A 19,634-nucleotide genomic window follows, 5' to 3' on the forward strand; every position below is an offset into this window, starting at 1 on the left:
AAGATGCCTGCTTGTCCCCTCGCCCACCGCCCCGCCCAATGACTGCCAGCGACACCATCACACTGTCCCTGGACCAGGCCACCACCCTGGTCGACCGCATCCTTTCCCACGCCGGCTTCAGCCCGGCGCACGTGCAGGCGCTCACCCACACCATCGTCGCCGGCGAACGCGACGGCTGCGCCTCGCACGGGCTGTACCGGACGCTCGGCTGCGTTGCGACGCTGCGCAACGGCAAGGTGGTGGGCGATGCCGAGCCAGTCGTGCACGACCATGCGCCCGGCATCGTGCGGGTCGATGCACGCGGCGGGTTCTCGCTGCTGGCGTTCGAGCGCGGGCTGCCGCTGTTGATCGAGAAGACCCGTGCCAATGGCCTGGCGGCGCTGGCGATCAACCATTGCGTGCATTTCTCTGCACTGTGGCCGGAAGTCGAACGCATCACCGAGGCCGGGCTGGTCGCGCTGATCTGCAACCCCAGCCATGCCTGGGTCACGCCGGCCGGCGGGCGCACGCCGCTGCTGGGCACCAACCCGCTGGCGTTCGGCTGGCCGCGCGTGGATGCGCCGCCGTTCGTGTTCGATTTCGCCACCAGCGCGGTGGCGCGCGGCGAGATCGAGCTGCGTCGCCGTGCCGGCCAGCCGATTCCCGAAGGCTGGGGGGTGGACGCGGCAGGCGCGCCGACCACCGATCCGGCCGCGGTCGCCGACGGCGGCGCGATGTTGACCTTCGGCGGGCACAAGGGCTCGGCGCTATCCGCGATGATCGAACTGATCGCCGGGCCGTTGATCGGTGACCTCACCAGTGCCGAATCGCTGGCCCACGACGCCGGGGCCGGCGCGGCGCCCTACCACGGCGAACTGATTCTGGCGCTGGATCCGGCGCGGTTCCTGGGCGCTGAGTGGATCACGCACATGGCACGCGCCGAGGCGTTCTTCGCCGCCTACCAGGACACCGGTGCGCGGCTGCCCTCGCAACGCCGCTATCAGGCGCGAGCGCGCAGCCTCCACGAGGGCGTGCGGATTCCGCGCGATCTGCATCGGGACCTACTGACGTTGCTGGAGTAAACCGGCGCGGCCATGGCGTGGGCGCGCCAGACATCGCTTGCGCTCAGTGCCGCGCAGGCGTCCAGGCATCGCGCCAATCGATCCGGAAGCCCTGCCCATCCAGCGTCAACGGCAACCAGACATAGCGCCCATCGATGGGATTGCCGGGATTCCAGCGGTCGCCGAGGTAGATGAACTGTCCTGGCCTTCCGGGCCATGGCAGCACATAGGCGCTCTGGCTGTGGAATGTCAGCGCCGCGTCCTCGCCACGGGCCGGATTGCCGAACTCGGTCCACGGTCCGGTCGGTGACGGCGCGGTGGCGCCATGCGCCGTATTGGGCTTCCAGCCGGTGCATTCGGAACCGAGGAAATAGTAGCGCCCTGCATGCTTGAACACCGCCGGCGCCTCCAGCCAGCGCTCGACGAAAATGCGCGCGAAAGTCGGCTCGGTGTCCAGGTAATCCGGACGCAAGCGGGCGACATGCATCGTCGCGTTGCCTTCGGAGCTGTAGAACAGGTAAGCGCTGCCGTCAGCGTCCTGGAACAGGGTCATGTCGCGGGACTCCTGGCCATTGGGCCGGAACGAACGCAGGTAGCGGTACGGCCCGTCCACCCGCTCGGCCATCGCAACCCCGACCCTTGCATCCTTGTAGCCCTGCCCTGGCCGCTCCAGGTGGAACCACATCACGTAGCGGCCAGTGCCTGCGTTGTACAGCACCTTCGGCCGCTCGATCACGGCCCCCTTGGCGATATCGGACTGCCGGTCATCATCCACCTGCAGCGCGATGCCGCGGTTGTCCCAATGCAACAGGTCGCGCGACCGATAGACCGCCACGCCCACCTGGGCAGTATTGCCGCCCGTGCCCGCCGTCTTGTATTCGCCGAACCAGTAGTAGGTGCCGTCGCGGTCGCGCAGCAAGCCGGCGCCGTGGGCGTTGATGGCAACGCCCTGGCGATCGTTCCATAGTGCCCCGGGACGAATCTGCCCGGCACCGGCAGCCGCCATGCATGGGGCCGCCAGCAGCAGCGCGCAGCCCCACATCACGATGCGCTTGCGCAGACGCCCACCTGCGACGGGTGCTGCAACGTCCCGGGTCGGACTGCCCGAAGGCACGCTTAGAACTTCACCGTCGCCCGCGCCCAGTAGTAGCGGCCGAGCAGATCGTAGGTGGCCACGTCGGTGTTGGCGTTGACGACGTTGTTGGCGTAGTACAGCGGCGGCTGCCGGTCGGCCAGGTTGTCCACGCCCACTTCGAAGCGGGTGTTCCAGGGCTTGACCTGATAGCCCACCTGCACGCTGTGGTAGACGTAGGCGCCGATGTCGCGAACCACGGCGGGCTGGTCGGCATCGGCCGACAGGCTCTGGCGGGTATCGGCGCTGCCGATCTCGGTGCGGCCGATGTAGCGGACGCGCCACGACGCGCTCCAGTCGCCGAGGTTCCAGTTCAAGGTCCCCAGCGCGCGCCAGCGCGGGAAGTTGCCGTAGGCGTAGGTGTACTTGCCGGCGTTGTGGATGGTGACGGTGCTGGCGTCGGTGGTGTCGGGGTTGATGTCGTAGCGGATCACGTAGGTGCCGTTGAGGCCGGCGCTGAAGTTGCCCCAGGCGGTGTTCGGCAGGCGATAGGTGAGGCTGAAATCCGCGCCGCTGGCCCACAGCTTGCCGAGGTTCACGGTCGGCTCGGCGATGTAGTTGATGGTGCCGTTGTCGTTGCGGTGGATCAGCGCGCAGAACGCGCTGGCGTCGTTGGCATAGCACTGGTTGAGCACGGTCTGCGCCGAGACCTGGGTAATGGTGTCCTTGAGGTTGATCTTCCACAGGTCCGCGCTCATCGACAGGCCCTCGACCCAACCCGGATCGTAGACCACGCCGAAGTCGTAGGACATGCCGGTCTCCGGCTTGAGCTGGTAGCCGGCCACCGCGGCGCCGGAGGCCTTGGCGCCGACCTGGTTGTCGGCCTGCTGGTAGCTGCCGTCGGTGGGCACGTTGGCGCAGGCCGCGGCATGGCCGCCGGTGTAGCCGTTGCACGGATCGGTGACCGACGGTGAGTCGCCGGCCACGCCGGCATACAGCTCGCCGATGTTGGGCGCGCGGAACACCTGCGAGGCGGTGCCGCGCAGCAACAGGTTCTCGATCGGGCGGTACTCCAGCGAGACCTTGCTGTTGGTCTTGCTGCCGACGGTGTCGTAGTCGGAGAAGCGGCTGCCCACGGTCAGGTTCAGCGAATGCACGCCGGGCAGCCCGGCCAGCAGCGGGAACAGCGCTTCGGCATAGGCTTCCTTGACGCTGAAGCTGCCGCCGAGCACGGAAGCGCAGTATTCGATCACGCCGCACATGCCGTTCTCGTCGCCGGTCCACAGCGGGTCGGCGGCGGTGCTGGTGCTTTCCTTGCGATAGGAGACACCGACGGCCAGGCTCGCGGTGCCGGCGGGCAGCGCGAACAGCTCGCCGTTGGCGTTGGCCTCGAACTGCTTGACCGTGTAGACGTTGGTGACGATCGGGTTGACCACCAGCGCTTCCAGCGCGGCCTTGTTGCTGGCGGCATTGAGGTTGAACACGTCGATCGGGGTGCAGCCGGCGATCACCGCGCCGGCGCTGCCGCACTTGACCGTGCCGTCGGCGGCGAGGAACGACGGCCCCACCGCGGCATCGAAGCCGGCGTAGTCGAGGAAGCCGTAGTTGATCGACTTCTGCTTGACCTTGCCGTAGTTGAGGCTGGCATCCCACTGCCAGGAACTGTCGCCGACGCTGCCGCGCAGGCCGGGATTGATCTGGAAATTGTAGGTGTCGTACTGGTAGCGGCGGTTGCCCAGCACCGTGGCGCGGGTGTTGAAGTTGTTGTACGAGGTGCCGGTGCTGCGGTCGGTGCCGAAGTTGACCCCGAACGGGTTGTAGTAGCTGGCGGAGGAGACCAGGAAGTTGTCGCCATTGGCGAAGATCGGGATCGGCGCGATGATCGAGGACGAGGTGGTCTTGCTGAAATAGGTGTTGACGTAGCCTTCCAGGTGGTCGCTGAAGCGGTAGCTGCCGAGCACGAAGGCGTTGGTGCGTTCCTGCGGGGTCTGCAGCAGGTTGTACGGCTGGTAGTTGTAGGAATCGGTCGAGGCGACGTAGCAGTGGTACTGGCTGGCGTTGGTCGGGCTGCTGCTGCCGCCGTTGAAGGTGACCCGCGAACAGCCGTTGCTGGCCGCCAGCGCCTTGGCCGCGGCCGAGCCGTCGTTGAAGCTGATGCTGCCGGTCGGCGTGGCCGAGGAGCCCTGCTTCACCCCGACCCCGTCGATCAGCGACAGCGCATCCTTGGAATACGCGCGCGCGCCGGCCGAGACCGGATCGATGTCGTGGTAGGACAGGCCGGCGACGATGCTGCCGCGCTCGCCGGTCTTGCCGGCGGTCAGCGAGAAGTTGCGGCGGTTGCCGTCGCTGCGCGAACTGGTGCCGAAGTCGGCGCTGGCCTCGACGCCGTCGAAGCCCTTGCGCAGGATGAAGTTGACCACGCCGCCGATGGCATCCGAGCCGTACACCGCCGAGGCGCCGTCGCTGAGCACTTCCACCCGCTCGATCATGGTCGCCGGGATCGCATTGACGTCGTTGCTGGCCAGGCGCGTACCGTTGACCAGGACCAGGGTGCGCTTCTCGCCGAGGCCGCGCAGCGAGATCACCGAGGCGCCGGTGCCGCCGCCGTTGTTGGTGTTGGGATTGGTGGCGTTGCCGGCGATCGACGGCAGTTCCTGCACCAGGTCGCCGAGCGTGGCCTTGCCGGTGGCTTCGATCTGCGCGCGGCTGATGGTCACCACCGGGTTGGCGGTCTCGGTGTCGACGCGGCGCAGGCGCGAGCCGGTGACCACGATGCTGTCCAGGGTCTGGGTGGCGCTGTCGGCGCTCGCCTCCTGCGCCTGCGCTGCCCCTGCGCTACCCAGCGACAGGGCGGTGGCGACTGCCAGCGCCAGCGGCGTCGCGGCATGGCGGAAGGAAGGGCGTGGCTGCGGAAACGACATGGGGCGGGCTCCTGGAGGGTGGCGAGACGAAACAGCGAAAAAACGCAGGCCGAACGACGCCATGCCGGCGCCATGCCGACGGACGGACCTGCTGGACGGTGGCGCCTGTGCGGCGCCTGGGTGGCGTGCCTGCACCGGACCATGACGGCCTGGCGCACAACGGGGAGGCCGATCTCCTGCGCGCACGGCCGGTGCGCGGCTCCCCGCTCCTGCGATGACGTCCGACGACGATGGCGGCGCTCCGGTGGCGCGCGCCGGCGCCACGGCCGGTACCACGATGCGATCAGATTTTCATCACGCGGTCACACTGTGCCGTGTGCGCATGCCCGCGTCTTGTCGCGATTCGCGATTTCGCATGCGGAATCATGCATGGTCGTGCGGGGCTGCGCGCCCGCATGCGGCGAACGTGGCGAGGCATGGCGTCGTGTCGCGCAGACACCGACACGGCAGGCACACACTGCCATCGGCTGCGCACAGCGATGCCGCTGGTTGCCGTCACGCCGGGATCAGCCAGCCGCCGAACAGCGGGCCGGCGGTGTCGCCGTGCTGCGGCTCGATGCGCATGGTCAGCGGCTGCGCATCGCGGGTCAGCGCTGGTGGCAGCGGGTAGTCGCGGTCGACGAAATCGATCACCTGGCCACGCTCCACCGCCACTTCCACCGCCAGCTTGCCGTTGACCAGGATGTTGAAGCGGCCCTTGTCGCTGCCCCAGAAGCGCAGCCGCAGCGCCAGCGGCTGTGCGCTGCCGCGCATGCGGAATTCGACGAAGCCCTTGCCGCGCACGTCGCGGCACTGCTGGCGGCGGTAGGCGCCGCCGAAGGAGGTGTCGCTGCGCAACTGGTGCGCCTGCTCGGAGGCCTCGTCGCCGAACTGGATCATGTCCACCGCGATCGCACGCAGCTTGTCCTGCTCGGCCTGGCGGCGCGCCCGCCGCTGTGCTTCCTGCGTCCACTGCGACGGATCCATGCGCTTGAAATACAGGGCGCTGCGGCGCTCGTACTGCGCGTAGAACGGCACGAACGTCAGGCCCGGCGGCTGCGTGCTGCTGGCCAGGAAATGACCGGGCTGCGGCAGTTCGGCGAAGCCGCGCAGCGGATCGGCCGCGGCGACCAGCGCCGGGTCCGGCGCGTCGTAGGGCGTGCCGACCGGCCCCAGGTCGGCGGCCAGCGCCAGCGGCCCGCGCATCACCACCACCGTATCCGCATCGCCGGCGGCGTGTTCCAGCCGCAGCGGCGTGGCCAGGTCCAGGTCAATGACGTCGCCGGCGCGCCAGTCGCGCTCCAGCGTCAGGTAACCGTCGGCCAGCGCCGCGCGTGCGGGGGTACCGTTCACACGCAGCGCGTAGCGGCCCTGGCACCAGCCCGGCACCCGCAGCAGCAGGCGCCGCGGCGCGCGTTCCCCCGCGCGCAGCACCTGCAGGCGCACCTTGCCGTTGTCGGGCACGCCGCTGTCCAGTTCCAGCGCCAGGTCGCGCTCGGTCCAATCCAGCCGCGAGGGGATGTAGAGATTCACGTACAGCGAGGTGGCGTCCTGCCAGTAGATCGCATCGCCGAACTGCGCATGCGCTTCCATGCCGCTGCCGACGCAGCACCAGAACGAATCGAACTTGTCGGAGAAACCACGCTCGCCGCCGCTGATCATCGGCGTCATGTAGGTGAACATGCCGGTGGCCGGATGCTGCGCGGCCATGGTGTGGTTGTGCAGCGTGCGCTCGTAGTAATCGAAGTAGCGCGCCTGCGGCGTCCACTGGTACAGGTGCCGGGTCAGCTTGAGCATGTTGTAGCTGTTGCAATGCTCGCAGGTCTGCTCGGTCAGGAACGCGGCGATGGTGTCCGGCTCCTGGAAGTACTCGCGGTCGGCATTGCCACCGATCACATAGCTGTAGTGCGTGGTCACCGTCTCCCAGAAGAAGCGCGCCGCCGCGGCCGCATCGGCATCGCCGGCGACCTCGAACTGGCGCGCCTCGCCGATGAACTTGGGCACCTGGGTGTTGGCATGGATGTGCGGCAGTTCGTCGCGCCCGGCCGCGGCGGGGTCGATCACCTTCTCGTGACGCAGGCGCTTGCCGATGGCGACCCAGCGCGCATCGCCGGTGCGCGCGCCCAGTTCGATATAGGACTCGTTGAGCCCGCCGAACTCGGTATCCAGCAGAGTCTGCATCTGCGCGTGGTCGAGCGCGTCGAACACGCCGGCGGTGTAGCTGGCCAGCGGCAGCAGAACCGCCAATGCCTGCGCGCTGCCGGCCAGGGCATGCGCATCGAGCAGGCCGGCGAACAGCTTGTGCTGGGTGTACAGCGGCGACCAGCTACCGTTGAGATTGAACTTGCTGCCCTTGATGATGCCGCGGCGCACGTCCTCCAGCACGGCCTTGCCGCCCTCGATCTCGCCCTTGTCGTTCTTGCGGGTGAAGCCTCCGACGTAGCCGTCGGGATCCTGCGCCTGCGCATGCGCCAGCTCGGCGACGATGTAGTCGATGCGTTCGCGCAGCACCGGGTCGCGGGTCTGCGCCTGCATCTTCGCCAGTGCGCTGAGGTAGTGGCCCAGTGTATGGCCGGCGATGGTGTCGCCCTCCCAGCCGCCGTACACCGCGCCCTTCGGCGGCAGGCCGGCGTACTGCAGGAAGTTGTGCAGCAGGCGGTCCGGCTCCAGTTCCAGCAGGTAACGGCGGTTGGTCTGCAGCGAGTCCAGGAACAGCGACGGCTTCAGCGTGACCTGCTGCAAGGGCAGCGCCTGCACCCGCCCGGGCGTGGACGCGGCGGCGTCCAGCGGGAACCGCAGCAACCCGGCGGCTACCGCCAGCGCGCTCCATTGCAGGAAGCGGCGCCGCGAAGGATCCAGCGCGGCGCCGGCCGCATCGCAAGATGCGTGCGCGCAGGCGGCGCCATGCCGATGCATGCCCTGCCCGCTCATCGCCGGCCTCCCGCGTGCGAGGCGGCATGCGGGAAAGAAACGCATCGAGGCATGGACTGCTCCTATGTGAGATGTCGGGACGCCGACTCCGCAGGGCGATGACCGTGCGGATCCAGGGTCACTGTGTCATCCGGGTGACAGCGCGTCTTGTCCCCACTGTTGCGTGCAGGTGCGGATTTCTGCCGAATCGCCGCATCGACCTGCCGCAGGCGCCCCGGACCTGCGGACAGCGCCGGCGAACGCGGCCAACACGCCTCTGCCCTGCGGCTCATGCGCCGCCTGCACGATGCGCCGCGTCATGTCGGCATCGGCAAATCGCGGCAGCGTCGCAGCGAATGCAGCGTGCATCCGCCGCGACACCGCCTGGCAGTCATTGCCGGTCGATCATTGCGGCTTCGCCGTGACCTCGGGCACCGCATCGGTCAGGTCGGCGCCGTAGTCTGGATTGGGCACGGTCTCTGCATCGACGTAGCCGTAGAACACGCCCTTGCTGGCCGAAGCGCCGCGCTGCTCGACGTCGCCACGCAACTGCGCGGAGCCGGACAGCGTGAACCCGCCGAACGCCCCCGCCAGCTTGAACACCGTGTGCAACCGGGCACGATCCTTCACCGTCACCCCGTCCTGCAGCAGGCTCAACCCGCCGACCACGGCAGCGTCCTGCACCTGCCCGCCCAGGATGGTCGCATGATCCTCGATGCGAGCATCGCCCAGCACCTTGCCCCCCAGCACCCGCGCATGCGGGCCGACATAGGCGGTCGACGCGACAGACGCGTTCTGGGCGACCCAACCACCGCCGTTGGGGTGACGGCTGCCGACGCGCGTCGGCGTCGGCGCACCGGGCTGCTGACCCGACGGATACGCGTTCTCCAACGTGACGCTCCACGGGTAGCGGTAGACCGAATAGTAGGACTGATCCCACTTGATCTTCTGCATCTTGCTCGGCGTCCCCATCACCACCAGATACAGGTCGCTGTCACCGCTGCGGCGCGGGAACGAGAGCGAGGCATCGGCGCCTTTCTGCAGTGCGCTGTAGCGCGGCTTGCCGTTCGCATCGATCGCGACCACGCCCCAGCGCCAATCCGAATCCGGCGTGCCGATGCGATCGGGATCGTTCGCCAGACCCGGCAACGTGTCGACCGCCGACTTCTGCTGTACGTTGCCATGGAACTTCACCACGACTGCGTTCGCACCCTCGGCGGGAACCAGCCGGACCAGGTTGTAGCCCCAACGCTGCGGCGCCCAGTCGAATGGCACTGCATAGCTGCCCTTCTGGCCCTGCACCGGATCCAGCTGGGTCAGGCGCAGTGCGCGATCGCGATTGGTCTCATCGGCCGGGTTTTCCGGATCGAACGCGGTATTGCTGCCGTACTGCCGGCGCATCACCGCGCCGTGGTCGCGACCGTCCGGGTCGGTGTAGTCCCAGTGCACGTTATGCATGGCCCAGTCGCCGAACACGTCGTTGAGCTGCGCCTGGCTCCAACCCATGTTGTCGCGGATGATCGAGAACGGATCGGCATCGGCCTGGCGGGAATCGCCGGGCTTGGGCGCCTTGGCCCACAGATCGTTGATGATCGCGTAACCGAAGCGATCCTTGAGGTACTCCATGAACTGCCAGTTGCAGTAGCGGTCGCGGGTCGAGCCGAGATAGAGATGCGGGTAGTTCACCAACATCTCCGAGCACTGCACGTCGTCGTGGAAATACTGATGCGCCATCCAGTTGGCATGCGATTCCCAGATCCAGCCGACGTACGGCGAATCGCGCAAGCCGCCGGTACTGCCCTGCAAGCCGTGGGTCAATTCATGCGCCAGGCCCCAGTGGTATCCCAACTGGTCCGGATTGATCCACATGCCCATGCCGCCACTGGCGGAGGTACCGCCGTTGAGGCCGAAGCTGTCGTCCAGATAGACGCTGACCTTGTACTTTTTCGCCGTGTTGCAGTAAGGCTCGGGAAACCCGACGCGCCCCATGTAGTCATCCCAGATCCGTTCCAGCTCCTTGGCTGCGGAGGTCACGTCGTCCTGCGAAACGGCTTGTCCGTCCTTCCAGCGGAAAGCGAAGTGCTGGGTTTCGTAGCGGACGGTCGGCATGTCGGTGTCGTCGGGATTGGCGATCCATTGACCGGCGGTGCAGACGGCCGCGGCCGCCGCATGCGCATGCTGCGCTGCCAGGGCCAGGACGGCCGACAGGCACACCGTGGACAGCAGACGCACGAATCGAGAAGCAGCAATTTTCACGGCTCCACACTCCTCTTGTTCGATGACATTGGATGGATCGGGCGGGCGACGCGATGCGCTGCAATAGCCTGCGGTGATGGAATCCGCCATCACCCCGATGGCATGCCGGTGCAAGGACGCGGCCGCCGGAACGCCGGCAACAGGCGGCATCAGCCACTCGCGCATCACTAGCCCGTGGGCAGACTAATGCAGCGAAACGCAATCCACCTTACGGTTATCTCCACGGAATCGGGCTAATTCCGCACACATTCCGAAAATCAAACTGGCATCACGACAGGAACATGATGCGGCCGGCAACTGCTGCCGACGTCTGCGGCGGACTCGCCATTGGAACGTACGCGAAGGTCGGCGACGTTGGCGCGATCGGCATCCCCGCCTCGCCTCAAGGCGCGTCGCAGCGCTGCGCATCCTCTGCGGTGGCCTGCGGCAGGCGCTGCGCCTGCGGCGCCAGCATCTCCCACTCCTGCACCGCCAGCGCGGCGTAGCGCTCGCCGCCGCCGGCGGCGTCCAGCACGGCGCGCACGCAGCGCGTGGTCACCGGCGCGAAGCGCAGCGTCTGCCACCGGCCGGCAACGGGTGCGCGCGCCACCTCTGCCAGCGGCCACCAGCGGCCGTCGCGACGGTACTCCAGACGCCAGCGCGCCGGCGGCGCCACGCCGCCGTCCGCGCCCGGCGGATGATCGGCCCAGAACAGGATGCGGCTCGCCTGCAACGTCACCGCTTGCGCCCAGCTGTACTGCAGCCATTGCTGCGGTGGGTTGTGCGGTGTCCAACTGCCCCATAGCTGCGGCGGCAAGGGGTTGCGCTTGACCCGGCCATCGTTGAGCGCGGCGATCCAGTACTGGTGCGGGATGTCCGGGCCGTTGGACGCGCTGGCCTGCGCATAGCGGGCGAGGTTGCGCTGCGGCGGCAACGGCGGTTGCGGCCGTCGCGTGGCCACCACCGGCAGGATCCGCGCCGGCTGCCGGGTGTCGTCCCACTGCAATCGGTCGATCGCCACGCTGCGGCGGAAATGTCCGCCGCCCTTGGCGTCGGCGGTGTGGTAGACCAGGTACCACTGTCCCTTGAATTGCACGATGCCCGAGTGCGAGGTGGTCGAGGACACCGGCGGCAGGATCACGCCACGATAGGTCCAGGGACCCAGCGGCGACGGTGCGCTGCCGTAGGCGATGCACGCGTGGTACAGCGTGGGCGTACACGCCGAATCCGGCCCCGCATGATTGCCGGCGTAGGCCATGTAGTAGGTGCCGTTGCGCTTGAACAGCCACGGCGCCTCGAAGTAGCCGTCCAGCGTGGTCACCGCCACCGGCTGCCCCTTCGGCGTGACCATGTCGCGTTCCAGTTCGATGCCGAACAGCTTGCCGAAGGTGCCCCAGTACAGGTACACGCGGCCGTCGTCGTCGACCAGCACGGTCGGGTCGATGTTCTGGATGGCGTTGGGCGCCGGCAGCGATTGCGACAGGATCGGTCCCTGCGGATGCGCGTCGCGCCACGGGCCCACTGGGCTGTCGGCCACCGCCACGCCGATCGCGAACGGATCGGCATTGCGCGAGTGCGCTTCCTGCACCGGCGCATACAGGTAGTAGCGCCGGTCCGGTCCCTGCACGATCTGCGCGCCGTAGGCGTGCCCCGGCGCGGCCCAGGCGAACACCTGCTGCGGACGCAACAGTGCCGGGTAGTAAGTCCAGTGACCGCTGCCGACGTCGTCGGTGACCAGCAGTTGCCAGCGGTCCATGACGAAGTCGTTGAGCTCCGGCGGCGCTTCGTCGCGGCCGGCGATGATGTAGAGCTTGCCGTCGGCAACCAACGGTGCCGGGTCGGCCGCATAGTCGCGGCCATCGGCCAGGATCGGATTGCCCGGCGCCTGCACCTGCCGCGACCACGGCACTGCCGGTGCGGCAGCCGCGACCAGGCCGATGCAGGCGACGCACGCCAGCAACACATACACAGCGGCTCTGCACAACGGCTGGCGGCTCATGGCGCTGCCTCCGCCTCGATCACCAGCTCCAGCCGCACCGGCAGTTCGCCGCTGCCTTCGCGCCCCTGCACCTGCCCGACCACGCTCACGCGACCGGGCCTGGCATAGGCGGCCGGCGCCAGCGGCGCCCAACGTACCGGCACGCGCTCGCGCGAGCCGTCGTTGTACTGCACGGAGACAAGTTCCGGCAGCGCCGGCACCTGCCCCGCAGGCACGTGCAGCGGCGGCGGCGCCTGCACCGTGGTGAGCTGGCCCGGCGCGGTCGCGCGGACCCAGATGCTGGCAGTCACCGGCACGCCGCCGTCGGCCAGGCCCTGCACCTGTACGCGGCCCTCGCCGGTCAGCGCACCCGCATCGACCTGCGACCAGCGCACGCCCAGCCAGGCCCAACTGCCGTCGGCGAAGGTGCCGGCGATGCGTGCCGGCAACGTCGGCGCCTGCCCCGGTGCGATACGCACGTCCACCGCTTCGGTCGCCACTGCGCGCTCGGCGAACACCTGCCATTCGTCGAGGCCGACCGCGTAATGGCCCTCGCCCTGCGCCGCGGTCTGCAGCACCGCGCGCAAGGCGGTGGTGACCACCGGCGCGAACGCCACCCGGCTCGGCGCGCCATCGCCCTGCACCGGATAGCCGCCACGCACGGCGATGTCGCGCCATTGCGTGCCGTCGCGATATTGCAGCGTCCACGCGCGGGGTAGCGCGACCCCGCCCTGCGGCTGGTCGTCCCAGAAATACAGCGCCGCGGCGGTCAGCCGTTGCGGTTGCGGCCACTGGTACTGCACCCACACCGAGGCAGGCTGCGCGCGTCCCCAACTGCCCCAGCGGCGGTCGGCGGCCGGCACCTGGTCCGGCGCCGGCAGCAGCCCATCGTTGAGCGCCTGCAGGCGATGGTGACCGGCGGTGAACTGCGCGCTCGGCGTGGCCTCGCCCTGCACCTGCAGCGTCTGCCCGGCCGGCGTCGGCGTGGCGATCACTGCGACCTCGGCGTGCCCCTGCAGCGCGCCATCGTCGGCCTGCAACTGCAGGGTGTAGGCGCCGGGCGCAGTGAAGCGCACCTCGGTCGTAGCCGCCTGCGGCTGCTCGAACAACGCCGCGCCGCCAGCCGGGCCCTGCAACATGCGCCAGTGCAGGGACAGCGTGCCGTTCGGCAGCGCGTCGTCGCCGACCCGCCCGACCAGGCGCACCACGCCGCCGGCATTGCTGCCGTCTTCCTGCCAGGCCTCGACCTGCGGCGCCTGGTTGCCGTGCGCCGCCGGCGCCGGGGCGCCGCTGAAATAGGCCTGGATCTCCTTGATGCCGGTGCGCAGCGCGCCGGCATGCGTCACCTGCAACCGCCAGCGCTGTGCCCGCAGCGGCGGGAAGCGGATGCGGTTGCGGTTGCCCTGCGCGATCGGCGCATCGCGCACCTGGCCCGGCACGGTCTTCCACACGCTGCCATCGAGATACTGCAGCACGTACAGCCAAGGCGGCGCGTAGCCGGCGCGCGTCCCCGACGGGAAACCGTGCTGTTCGCCCGCGGGCGACGAACTGCGATAGAAGTACACGCGCACGTCGTCCAGGGTCTGCGGGCGCTGCAGATCCAGCTCCAGCCAGTCGCTGGCGGCAGGCGAACCGGCGGTGCCCCAGAACGGTTCGTTGGCGGTGCTGCCGTCGACCGCGGCGGTGGCCGGGAATCCGTCGACCGCATAGCTGGCGCTGACCGTCGCGCCCTGCGCCAGGTTGCGCGCGGTCGGGGGCAACGCGGTGTCCAGTCCGGCCTCGGCCAGCACCGCACCGATCCGCGCCGCGGCAGGAAACCGCACCTGCTGCGGCGCCTGCAGCGCCAGCCGATGCGCGGCCAGCACCTGTATCTGCGCGGCACCGGCATTGACCGCGTCCGGCAAGGCCTGCACGCGGCCGCTGGCCGGGTCGTACAGCACGTGCGCCAGGCGATCGACGGTGAAGGCCAGGTGGCCGTCCAGGTACAGCGAATAGCCCTTCGGCGCGGCTCCGCCGTAGTGGCGGCCGTCGCGATCCCAGACGATGCTCAGGTCGCGATCGCGGTAGCGCAGGCGGTCGGCGGCGAAATGGTCCCAGCCGATGTCGATCGGATACAGCTCGAGCAGGGCATCGCTGCGCGGGCGCAGGCCCATCGCATCCTCGATCACGGTGAAGTTGGTGGCGCCGAGCTGGGTGTGGTGGATCCACGAGCGATAGCCGATGCGGCCGCCATCGGCGGCGCTGCCCTGCGCCCAGAATTCGTTCTGGTCCGGGTAGCGGTTGTCGCCGTCGATGTAGTGCGCCCACGCGTTCCAGTACAGCAGCTTGCGGTAGCTGGATGCGTCCAGGTACCGGCTGGGGTAATCGCGCAACACGCTGCCGAGCAGGCGGAACGCCACGGTGGAATTGATCACCGAGAAATTGTTGCTGCCGCCTTCGCCGCGCGCCTGTTGATCGGCCTGGTTGGCGGTGTAGAACGGGAACAGCGGGAACTGCCGGGTGTCGGCGAACAGCCGCAACGCACGCACGTACTTGGGATCGTCGTCGGCGTCGCCGTGCCTGGGCATCAGGCCGACGCTGAAGGGGTAGTAGTTGTTGGTTTCCTTCCAGTCCACCGGCAGCCGCGGCCCATCGGCCTGGCGCTGCTTGAGCAGGTCGCCATGCAGGCCCATGCCGTCGGCCTGCGCGCTGTGGTCCTGCCACAGCACCTCCAGCACGGCGCGGCGGATCTTTGCCGCCAGCGCCTGCATGCGCATCGCGGTGGCAGCGTCGCCGGCCAGCTGCGCAGCCTGCGCGGCGGCCAGCGCATTGGCGTAGACGTAGGCGCTCTCGCTGCGGTCCATGCGCGGCGCGCCATGCCGCTTGGCCCAGTCGAAGGACACCGCATCGGCGTCGTTGCCGGTCATCGCCGCCCAGTCGTATTCGATCAGGCCGTTGCCGTTGCGGTCGTAGGCGCGCAGCAGCGCGTCCACGTCGTCGCTGGCGTAGCGCGCCAGTTGCCCGGCGATCGCCGGCGGGCCGCCGTGCACCTGGTAGGCGCGCCAGGCGGCGGCACTGAGGTACTGGGCGTAGGAATTGGACCAGTTCTCCGGCGCGCCGGGATTGTCCACGTACTTGCCGCCGCCGGCGGTCTCGCCGGCACCGAGCCAGGAACCGTAGGCGTAGAGCGGATCGCGCAGGTACTTGAGGTCGTCGATGAACATGCCGGTGGTGAGCACGATGGCGTTGTCGTAGCCGAGCACGCCTTCGATCGCCACCGGGAACTGGTAGTCGTTGCCGGGCACCGCCGCGTCGAGGAAATTGAAGCGCAGCAGCCACCAGCGGTAGAACAGGGTCTTGTCGAGATTGTCCTCGGGCGTGTCCAGGTAAGGCAGGTTGTCGGCCCACCAGCGGTTGTAGGCGACGACGTGGTCGCGGCAGGCCTGCTGCGGCGGCTGCGCGGCGATGCGCCGGTATTCCTGCAGCGAGGCGGGCAGTTCGCGCGCGATCAGCCCCAGTTGCAGCTTCAGCGTCGGCGCGGTGCCGTGTGCCGGCACCGCCAGCGGCCGCGCGATGCTTGCGCCATCGACCGCGAAGCCGTCGCCGGACAACCGTGGAAACAGCGTGGTGATGGCGTTGTGGGTGACGAAGGCGCCGGTCAGTTCGGCACCGTCGGGATGCGTGGCCATCGGCGAGACCGCACGCACGGTCAGCGCATGCGCCGCGCCGTCGGTGCTGGATACGGTGAACTCGGCCACCGCCACGTTCTGCTCGCTGATGAACTTGACCAGTTGCAGGCGCACGCCGCCGCCTGCGTACACGCTGCTGAAGTAGCTCGGCGTCTGCCGTCGCTGCGCGCTGTCCTCGACCAAGGCGATCGGCACGCCCTCGCGCTCCAGTTGCAGGCGGAACAGCGCGTCGTGGCCGGTCTTGTGCACATAGGCCACGTCGCCGACGAAGCCAGGCTCCTCCGGCTTGTGCGTGTACAGGTAGGCGGCGCGGCCGCGGGTGAAGAGCCAGTTGTTGCTGTCGCCGAAGCCGCCGCCGGTGCCCTGCCGCGCCAGCAGGCGGTCGATCCAGAAATCGCGGCCGGGCGCGCGGCCGGCACCCGCCGCCAGGTCGGCGGCGAACACCCGCTGCAACTGGCCGTGCCCCTGCCCCGGCGCGAACGCCACGCCGCTGTCCGGCAGCGGGTGCGCATCGCCGGTGAAGTGCGGCATGCCGATCGCGGCATTGCTGGGCTGCAGGCCTTCGCCGTCGCGGTCCAACTGATCGCCCGCGTTGGCCGCAGCCGCCACCGCGGCAGCGACGCACAGCAGGCACCCCAGGACAACGGCGGCGCCGCGCCGCATGCGCGATGCGGCGCCACCGGGTGCAGAGGTGCGACTCAAAACTCGGTCCTGATCCGCGCCCAGAAGTAGCGCCCCAGCGTGTCGTAGGTGAACGCATCGGTGTTGGCCGCACTGGCATAGCCGTAGTAGCGCGGCGGCGTGCGATCGCCGAGATTGTTCACGCCCAGCGCCAGGGTGCTGTGCAGGCTCTCGAACTTCCGGCTCACGCTGGCGTCGTGATAGGTCACCGTGCCGACCGGGAAGTACACGCAGCTGCCGTCGGCGGCGGTGTTGACGCAGAAATCCTCGTGGGCGCTGCCGACGGTGGTGCGCCCGATCAGGCGCGTGTTCCAGCTCGCGTGCCAGGGGCCGTTGTCCCAGTCGAGGGTGAAGTTGGCGCGCCAGCGCGGCAGGTTGCCGTTGCTGGATTGTTCGCCCACGTAGTTGTGCGGATCGCCGCTGAACTTGTAGCTGGACATGTAGGTGGCATCGACGCCGGCGCGGAAGCGCCCCCACGCCGTCTGCGGCAAGGCGTACTTGATGCCGACGTCGTCGCCGCGGATGTCGACCTTGCCGCTGTTGATCGCGAACGGCACGGTGACGCTGACCAGTTGCCCGGTGGGGCCGCGCTTGATCAGCGGGCAGTAGGCGCTCTGGCCGTCGTAGCAGTTCTGCAGCACCTGATCCAGGCCGGTGCCGTTGATCATGTCGTCCAGGGTGACGCGCCAGCTGTCCAGGTTCAGCGACAGGCCCTCGGCCCAGCCCGGGTCGTACACCACGCCGATGTTGTAGGAGCGGCCCTGCTCGGGCTTGATCGCAAAGCCGGCGTTGGCCGAGCCGGTGGTGAGCACGGTGAAGGACGAGCTGTTGACGAAGCTGCCGTTGGTCGGCACGTTGGCGCAGGCCGCGGGATTGCCGCCGCCGGTGTAGCCGTTGCACGGGTCGTTGTAGGTGCCGGCGTCGTCGACCACGCTGTTGAACGGCGAGCCGTACAGATCGCCCAGCGCCGGCGCGCGGAACACCTGCGAGCCGGTGGCACGGATCAGCAGGTTGTCGATCGGCCGCCATTCCAGCGCCACCTTGCTGTTGGTGGTGCTGCCCCAGTAATCGTAGCGCGAGTAGCGCGTACCCAGGTTGAGGTTCAGCGCCTGCGCGCCGGTCACGCCCTTGAGCAACGGCACCAGCACTTCGGCGTAGGCCTCCTTGATGGTCTCGTCGTGGCCCTGGTTCATGATGCAACCGTCGTTGTAGTCGCAGTTGCCTTCCGCATCGGCCGCCGCCACCGGGTTGCTGGTGCCCTGCGAGAAGCCGTTCTTGCGGAACGACAGGCCGAACGCGGCCTGCACCGCACCGGCCGGCATTGCGAACAGGTCGCCGTTGACGCTGGCCTCGGCGAACTTCATCGTGCTCTCGTCGATCAGGTCGACCGCGCTCTGGGTGGCCTTGATGGCGGCGATGGTGGCCGGATCGTCCGGGTTGAACACGTTGATCGGGGTACACCCCGCGATGACGTTGCCCGGCGTGCCGCACTTGATGGTGCCGTCGGTATCGCGGAACGAAGCGCCGACCGCGTTGTTCAGCGCCGAAGTGATGGAGAAGCCGTTGCGCACCAGGGTGTCCTTGTAGTGCGCGTAGCCGGCCGCCGCGTCCCACTGCCAGCTGCTGTCGCCGAACTTGCCACGCAGCCCGGCGACGATGTTGGTCTGGTACATCGTCGAGGTGTAGACGCGGGTGTTGGCCGGCACCGAGCGCAGCAGGTAGCGGCTGAGCTGGCTGCCGAAGGGGTTGTAGTAGTTCTGCGCGGCGTTGGGCAGTTCCAGGCCGTAGGCGGTGAGCTGCGAGGTGGTCTCGCTGCGGGTCCAGAACATGTCCAGGTAGCCCTGCACGTTCGGGGTGAAGTCGAAACTGGCGTGCGCCGAGGCGTTGGTGCGCTGCACCGGGGTGATCAGGTACTGCCCGGTGTAGGCGTTGTAGCCTTCCACCGCCTGGCTGTAGGTGTGGAAGTCGCTGGCGGTGACCTGGCCCGGCGGCAGGTCGGCATTGGGGGTCAGCACGCTGCCGTTGCTGAGGAAGGCGCGGGTGCCGTTGCCGCGGCGCTCGACCACCTGGCCGTTGAGGTAGTTCTGCGCGGTGCGCGCGTAGTCGCGATCGCTGTCGTACAGCGCGTTCATCGAGCTGCGGCTCACGCCCAGGATCAGCCCGCCGCGCTCCCAGGTCTTGCCCCACTCCAGCCCGAGCGAGCGGCGGTTGCCGTCGCCGTGCGTGCTCAGGCCGTAGTCGGCGGTGGCGGCGAAGCCGTCGTACTTGTCCTTGAGGATGATGTTGACCACGCCGGCGATGGCGTCGGAGCCGTACACCGACGAGGCGCCGTCGGTGAGCACCTCGATGCGCTCGACCATCGCCGCCGGAATCGCGTTGACGTCCACGCCGGGCGCGGCCGAGACACTGCTGGCCGGCCCGGCCATGCGGTGGCCGTTGACCAGCACCAGGGTGCGTTCGGGGCCGAGGTTGCGCAGCGACACCAGCGCGCGGCCATGGCTGAAGCCGGAATTGAGCGAAATGTTGGGCATGTTGCCGGCCATCGCCGGCAGTTGCTGCAGCAGTTGGCCGAGGGTGTCCTGGCCGCTGTCCTCGATGCGCTGGCGGTCGATGGTGATGACCGGGCTGGCGGTCTCCGCATCGACGCGGCGCAGGTGGCTGCCGGTGACGCTGACCCGTTCCAGCGTCGTCGCCTGGGTGTCCTGCGCCGCCGCATCCTGCGCCTGCGCTGCCGGCGCGAGCAGGGCCAGGGCGGTGCAGATGGCCGCGGCCAGCGGACCGGGCTGCGGCGCGGCGCGCCAGGAACACGGGAGCAGCGGCGCAACGCGTTCGAGCAAAGACGGCATCGGAAATCTCCTGAGCGGCAGCCTGGCGTTCGTCGGAGCGCCGCCCTTCCCCAGGCGGGCGCCCCGTCGCCAGCGCGTGTGGCGGATACGAAAACGGACGTGTCCACGCATGCGTCGCCGGATGGGACGATCCCGACGCCGCCTGCACGGCGACGCGCACGACCCATGCGCTGCGTCCCCGGTGACGTGCAATGAATCTCCCCCTGGACATTCACTGCACGGTCACAATGTGCGCGTAGGACGCGCACGGCGTCTTGTCGTATTTATCGGGAAAACGTGCGGAATACCGCACTGCCCCGCAGAC

The 19,634-nt window shown here is 68.8% G+C and carries 8 protein-coding genes; 1 reads left to right on the plus strand and 7 read right to left on the minus strand.

Features of this window, described 5'->3' with window-relative positions; translation table 11 throughout:
- The first annotated feature begins 38 nt into the window (after window positions 1-38).
- A complete protein-coding gene (locus PG878_RS13760; protein WP_209031688.1) occupies window positions 39-1,061 on the plus strand; it encodes an Ldh family oxidoreductase in 1,023 nt (340 codons plus the stop codon).
- A 43-nt stretch (window positions 1,062-1,104) separates the two neighbouring features.
- Here PG878_RS13760 and PG878_RS13765 read toward each other — a convergent pair whose 3' ends face one another.
- From PG878_RS13765 to PG878_RS13795, 7 genes are all read right to left on the minus strand, one after another.
- The gene (locus tag PG878_RS13765) at window positions 1,105-2,154 is read right to left on the minus strand and encodes a glycoside hydrolase family 43 protein (protein WP_311185973.1); all 1,050 of its coding nucleotides are present in this window, start codon (window positions 2,152-2,154) and stop codon (window positions 1,105-1,107) included.
- A 2-nt stretch (window positions 2,155-2,156) separates the two neighbouring features.
- Entirely contained in the window at window positions 2,157-5,033 is a 2,877-nt protein-coding gene (locus PG878_RS13770) for a TonB-dependent receptor (RefSeq protein ID WP_209031687.1), read from the minus strand.
- A 495-nt stretch (window positions 5,034-5,528) separates the two neighbouring features.
- Window positions 5,529-7,943: a glycoside hydrolase family 127 protein gene (locus PG878_RS13775; protein WP_209031686.1), complete on the minus strand. Its 2,415-nt coding sequence runs from the start codon at window positions 7,941-7,943 to the stop codon at window positions 5,529-5,531.
- 384 nt (window positions 7,944-8,327) lie between these two features.
- Entirely contained in the window at window positions 8,328-10,136 is a 1,809-nt protein-coding gene (locus PG878_RS13780) for an Svx/AvrXca family virulence/avirulence protein (protein ID WP_209031809.1), read from the minus strand.
- 424 nt (window positions 10,137-10,560) lie between these two features.
- Window positions 10,561-12,156: a family 43 glycosylhydrolase gene (locus PG878_RS13785; protein WP_209031685.1), complete on the minus strand. Its 1,596-nt coding sequence runs from the start codon at window positions 12,154-12,156 to the stop codon at window positions 10,561-10,563.
- A complete protein-coding gene (locus PG878_RS13790) occupies window positions 12,153-16,466 on the minus strand; it encodes an Ig-like domain-containing protein (protein WP_425510512.1) in 4,314 nt (1,437 codons plus the stop codon). Before PG878_RS13790 ends, PG878_RS13785 begins: the two co-directional genes overlap by 4 nt.
- A gap of 35 nt (window positions 16,467-16,501) precedes the next feature.
- Window positions 16,502-19,330 carry a TonB-dependent receptor gene (locus PG878_RS13795; protein WP_209031684.1) on the minus strand — a complete coding sequence of 943 codons (2,829 nt, stop codon included), beginning with the start codon at window positions 19,328-19,330 and terminating at the stop codon, window positions 16,502-16,504.
- Window positions 19,331-19,634: the final 304 nt, after the last annotated feature.

It is taken from the genome of Xanthomonas hawaiiensis (assembly GCF_031834635.1).
GTDB classification, from domain to species: Bacteria; Pseudomonadota; Gammaproteobacteria; order Xanthomonadales; family Xanthomonadaceae; genus Xanthomonas_A; species Xanthomonas_A sacchari.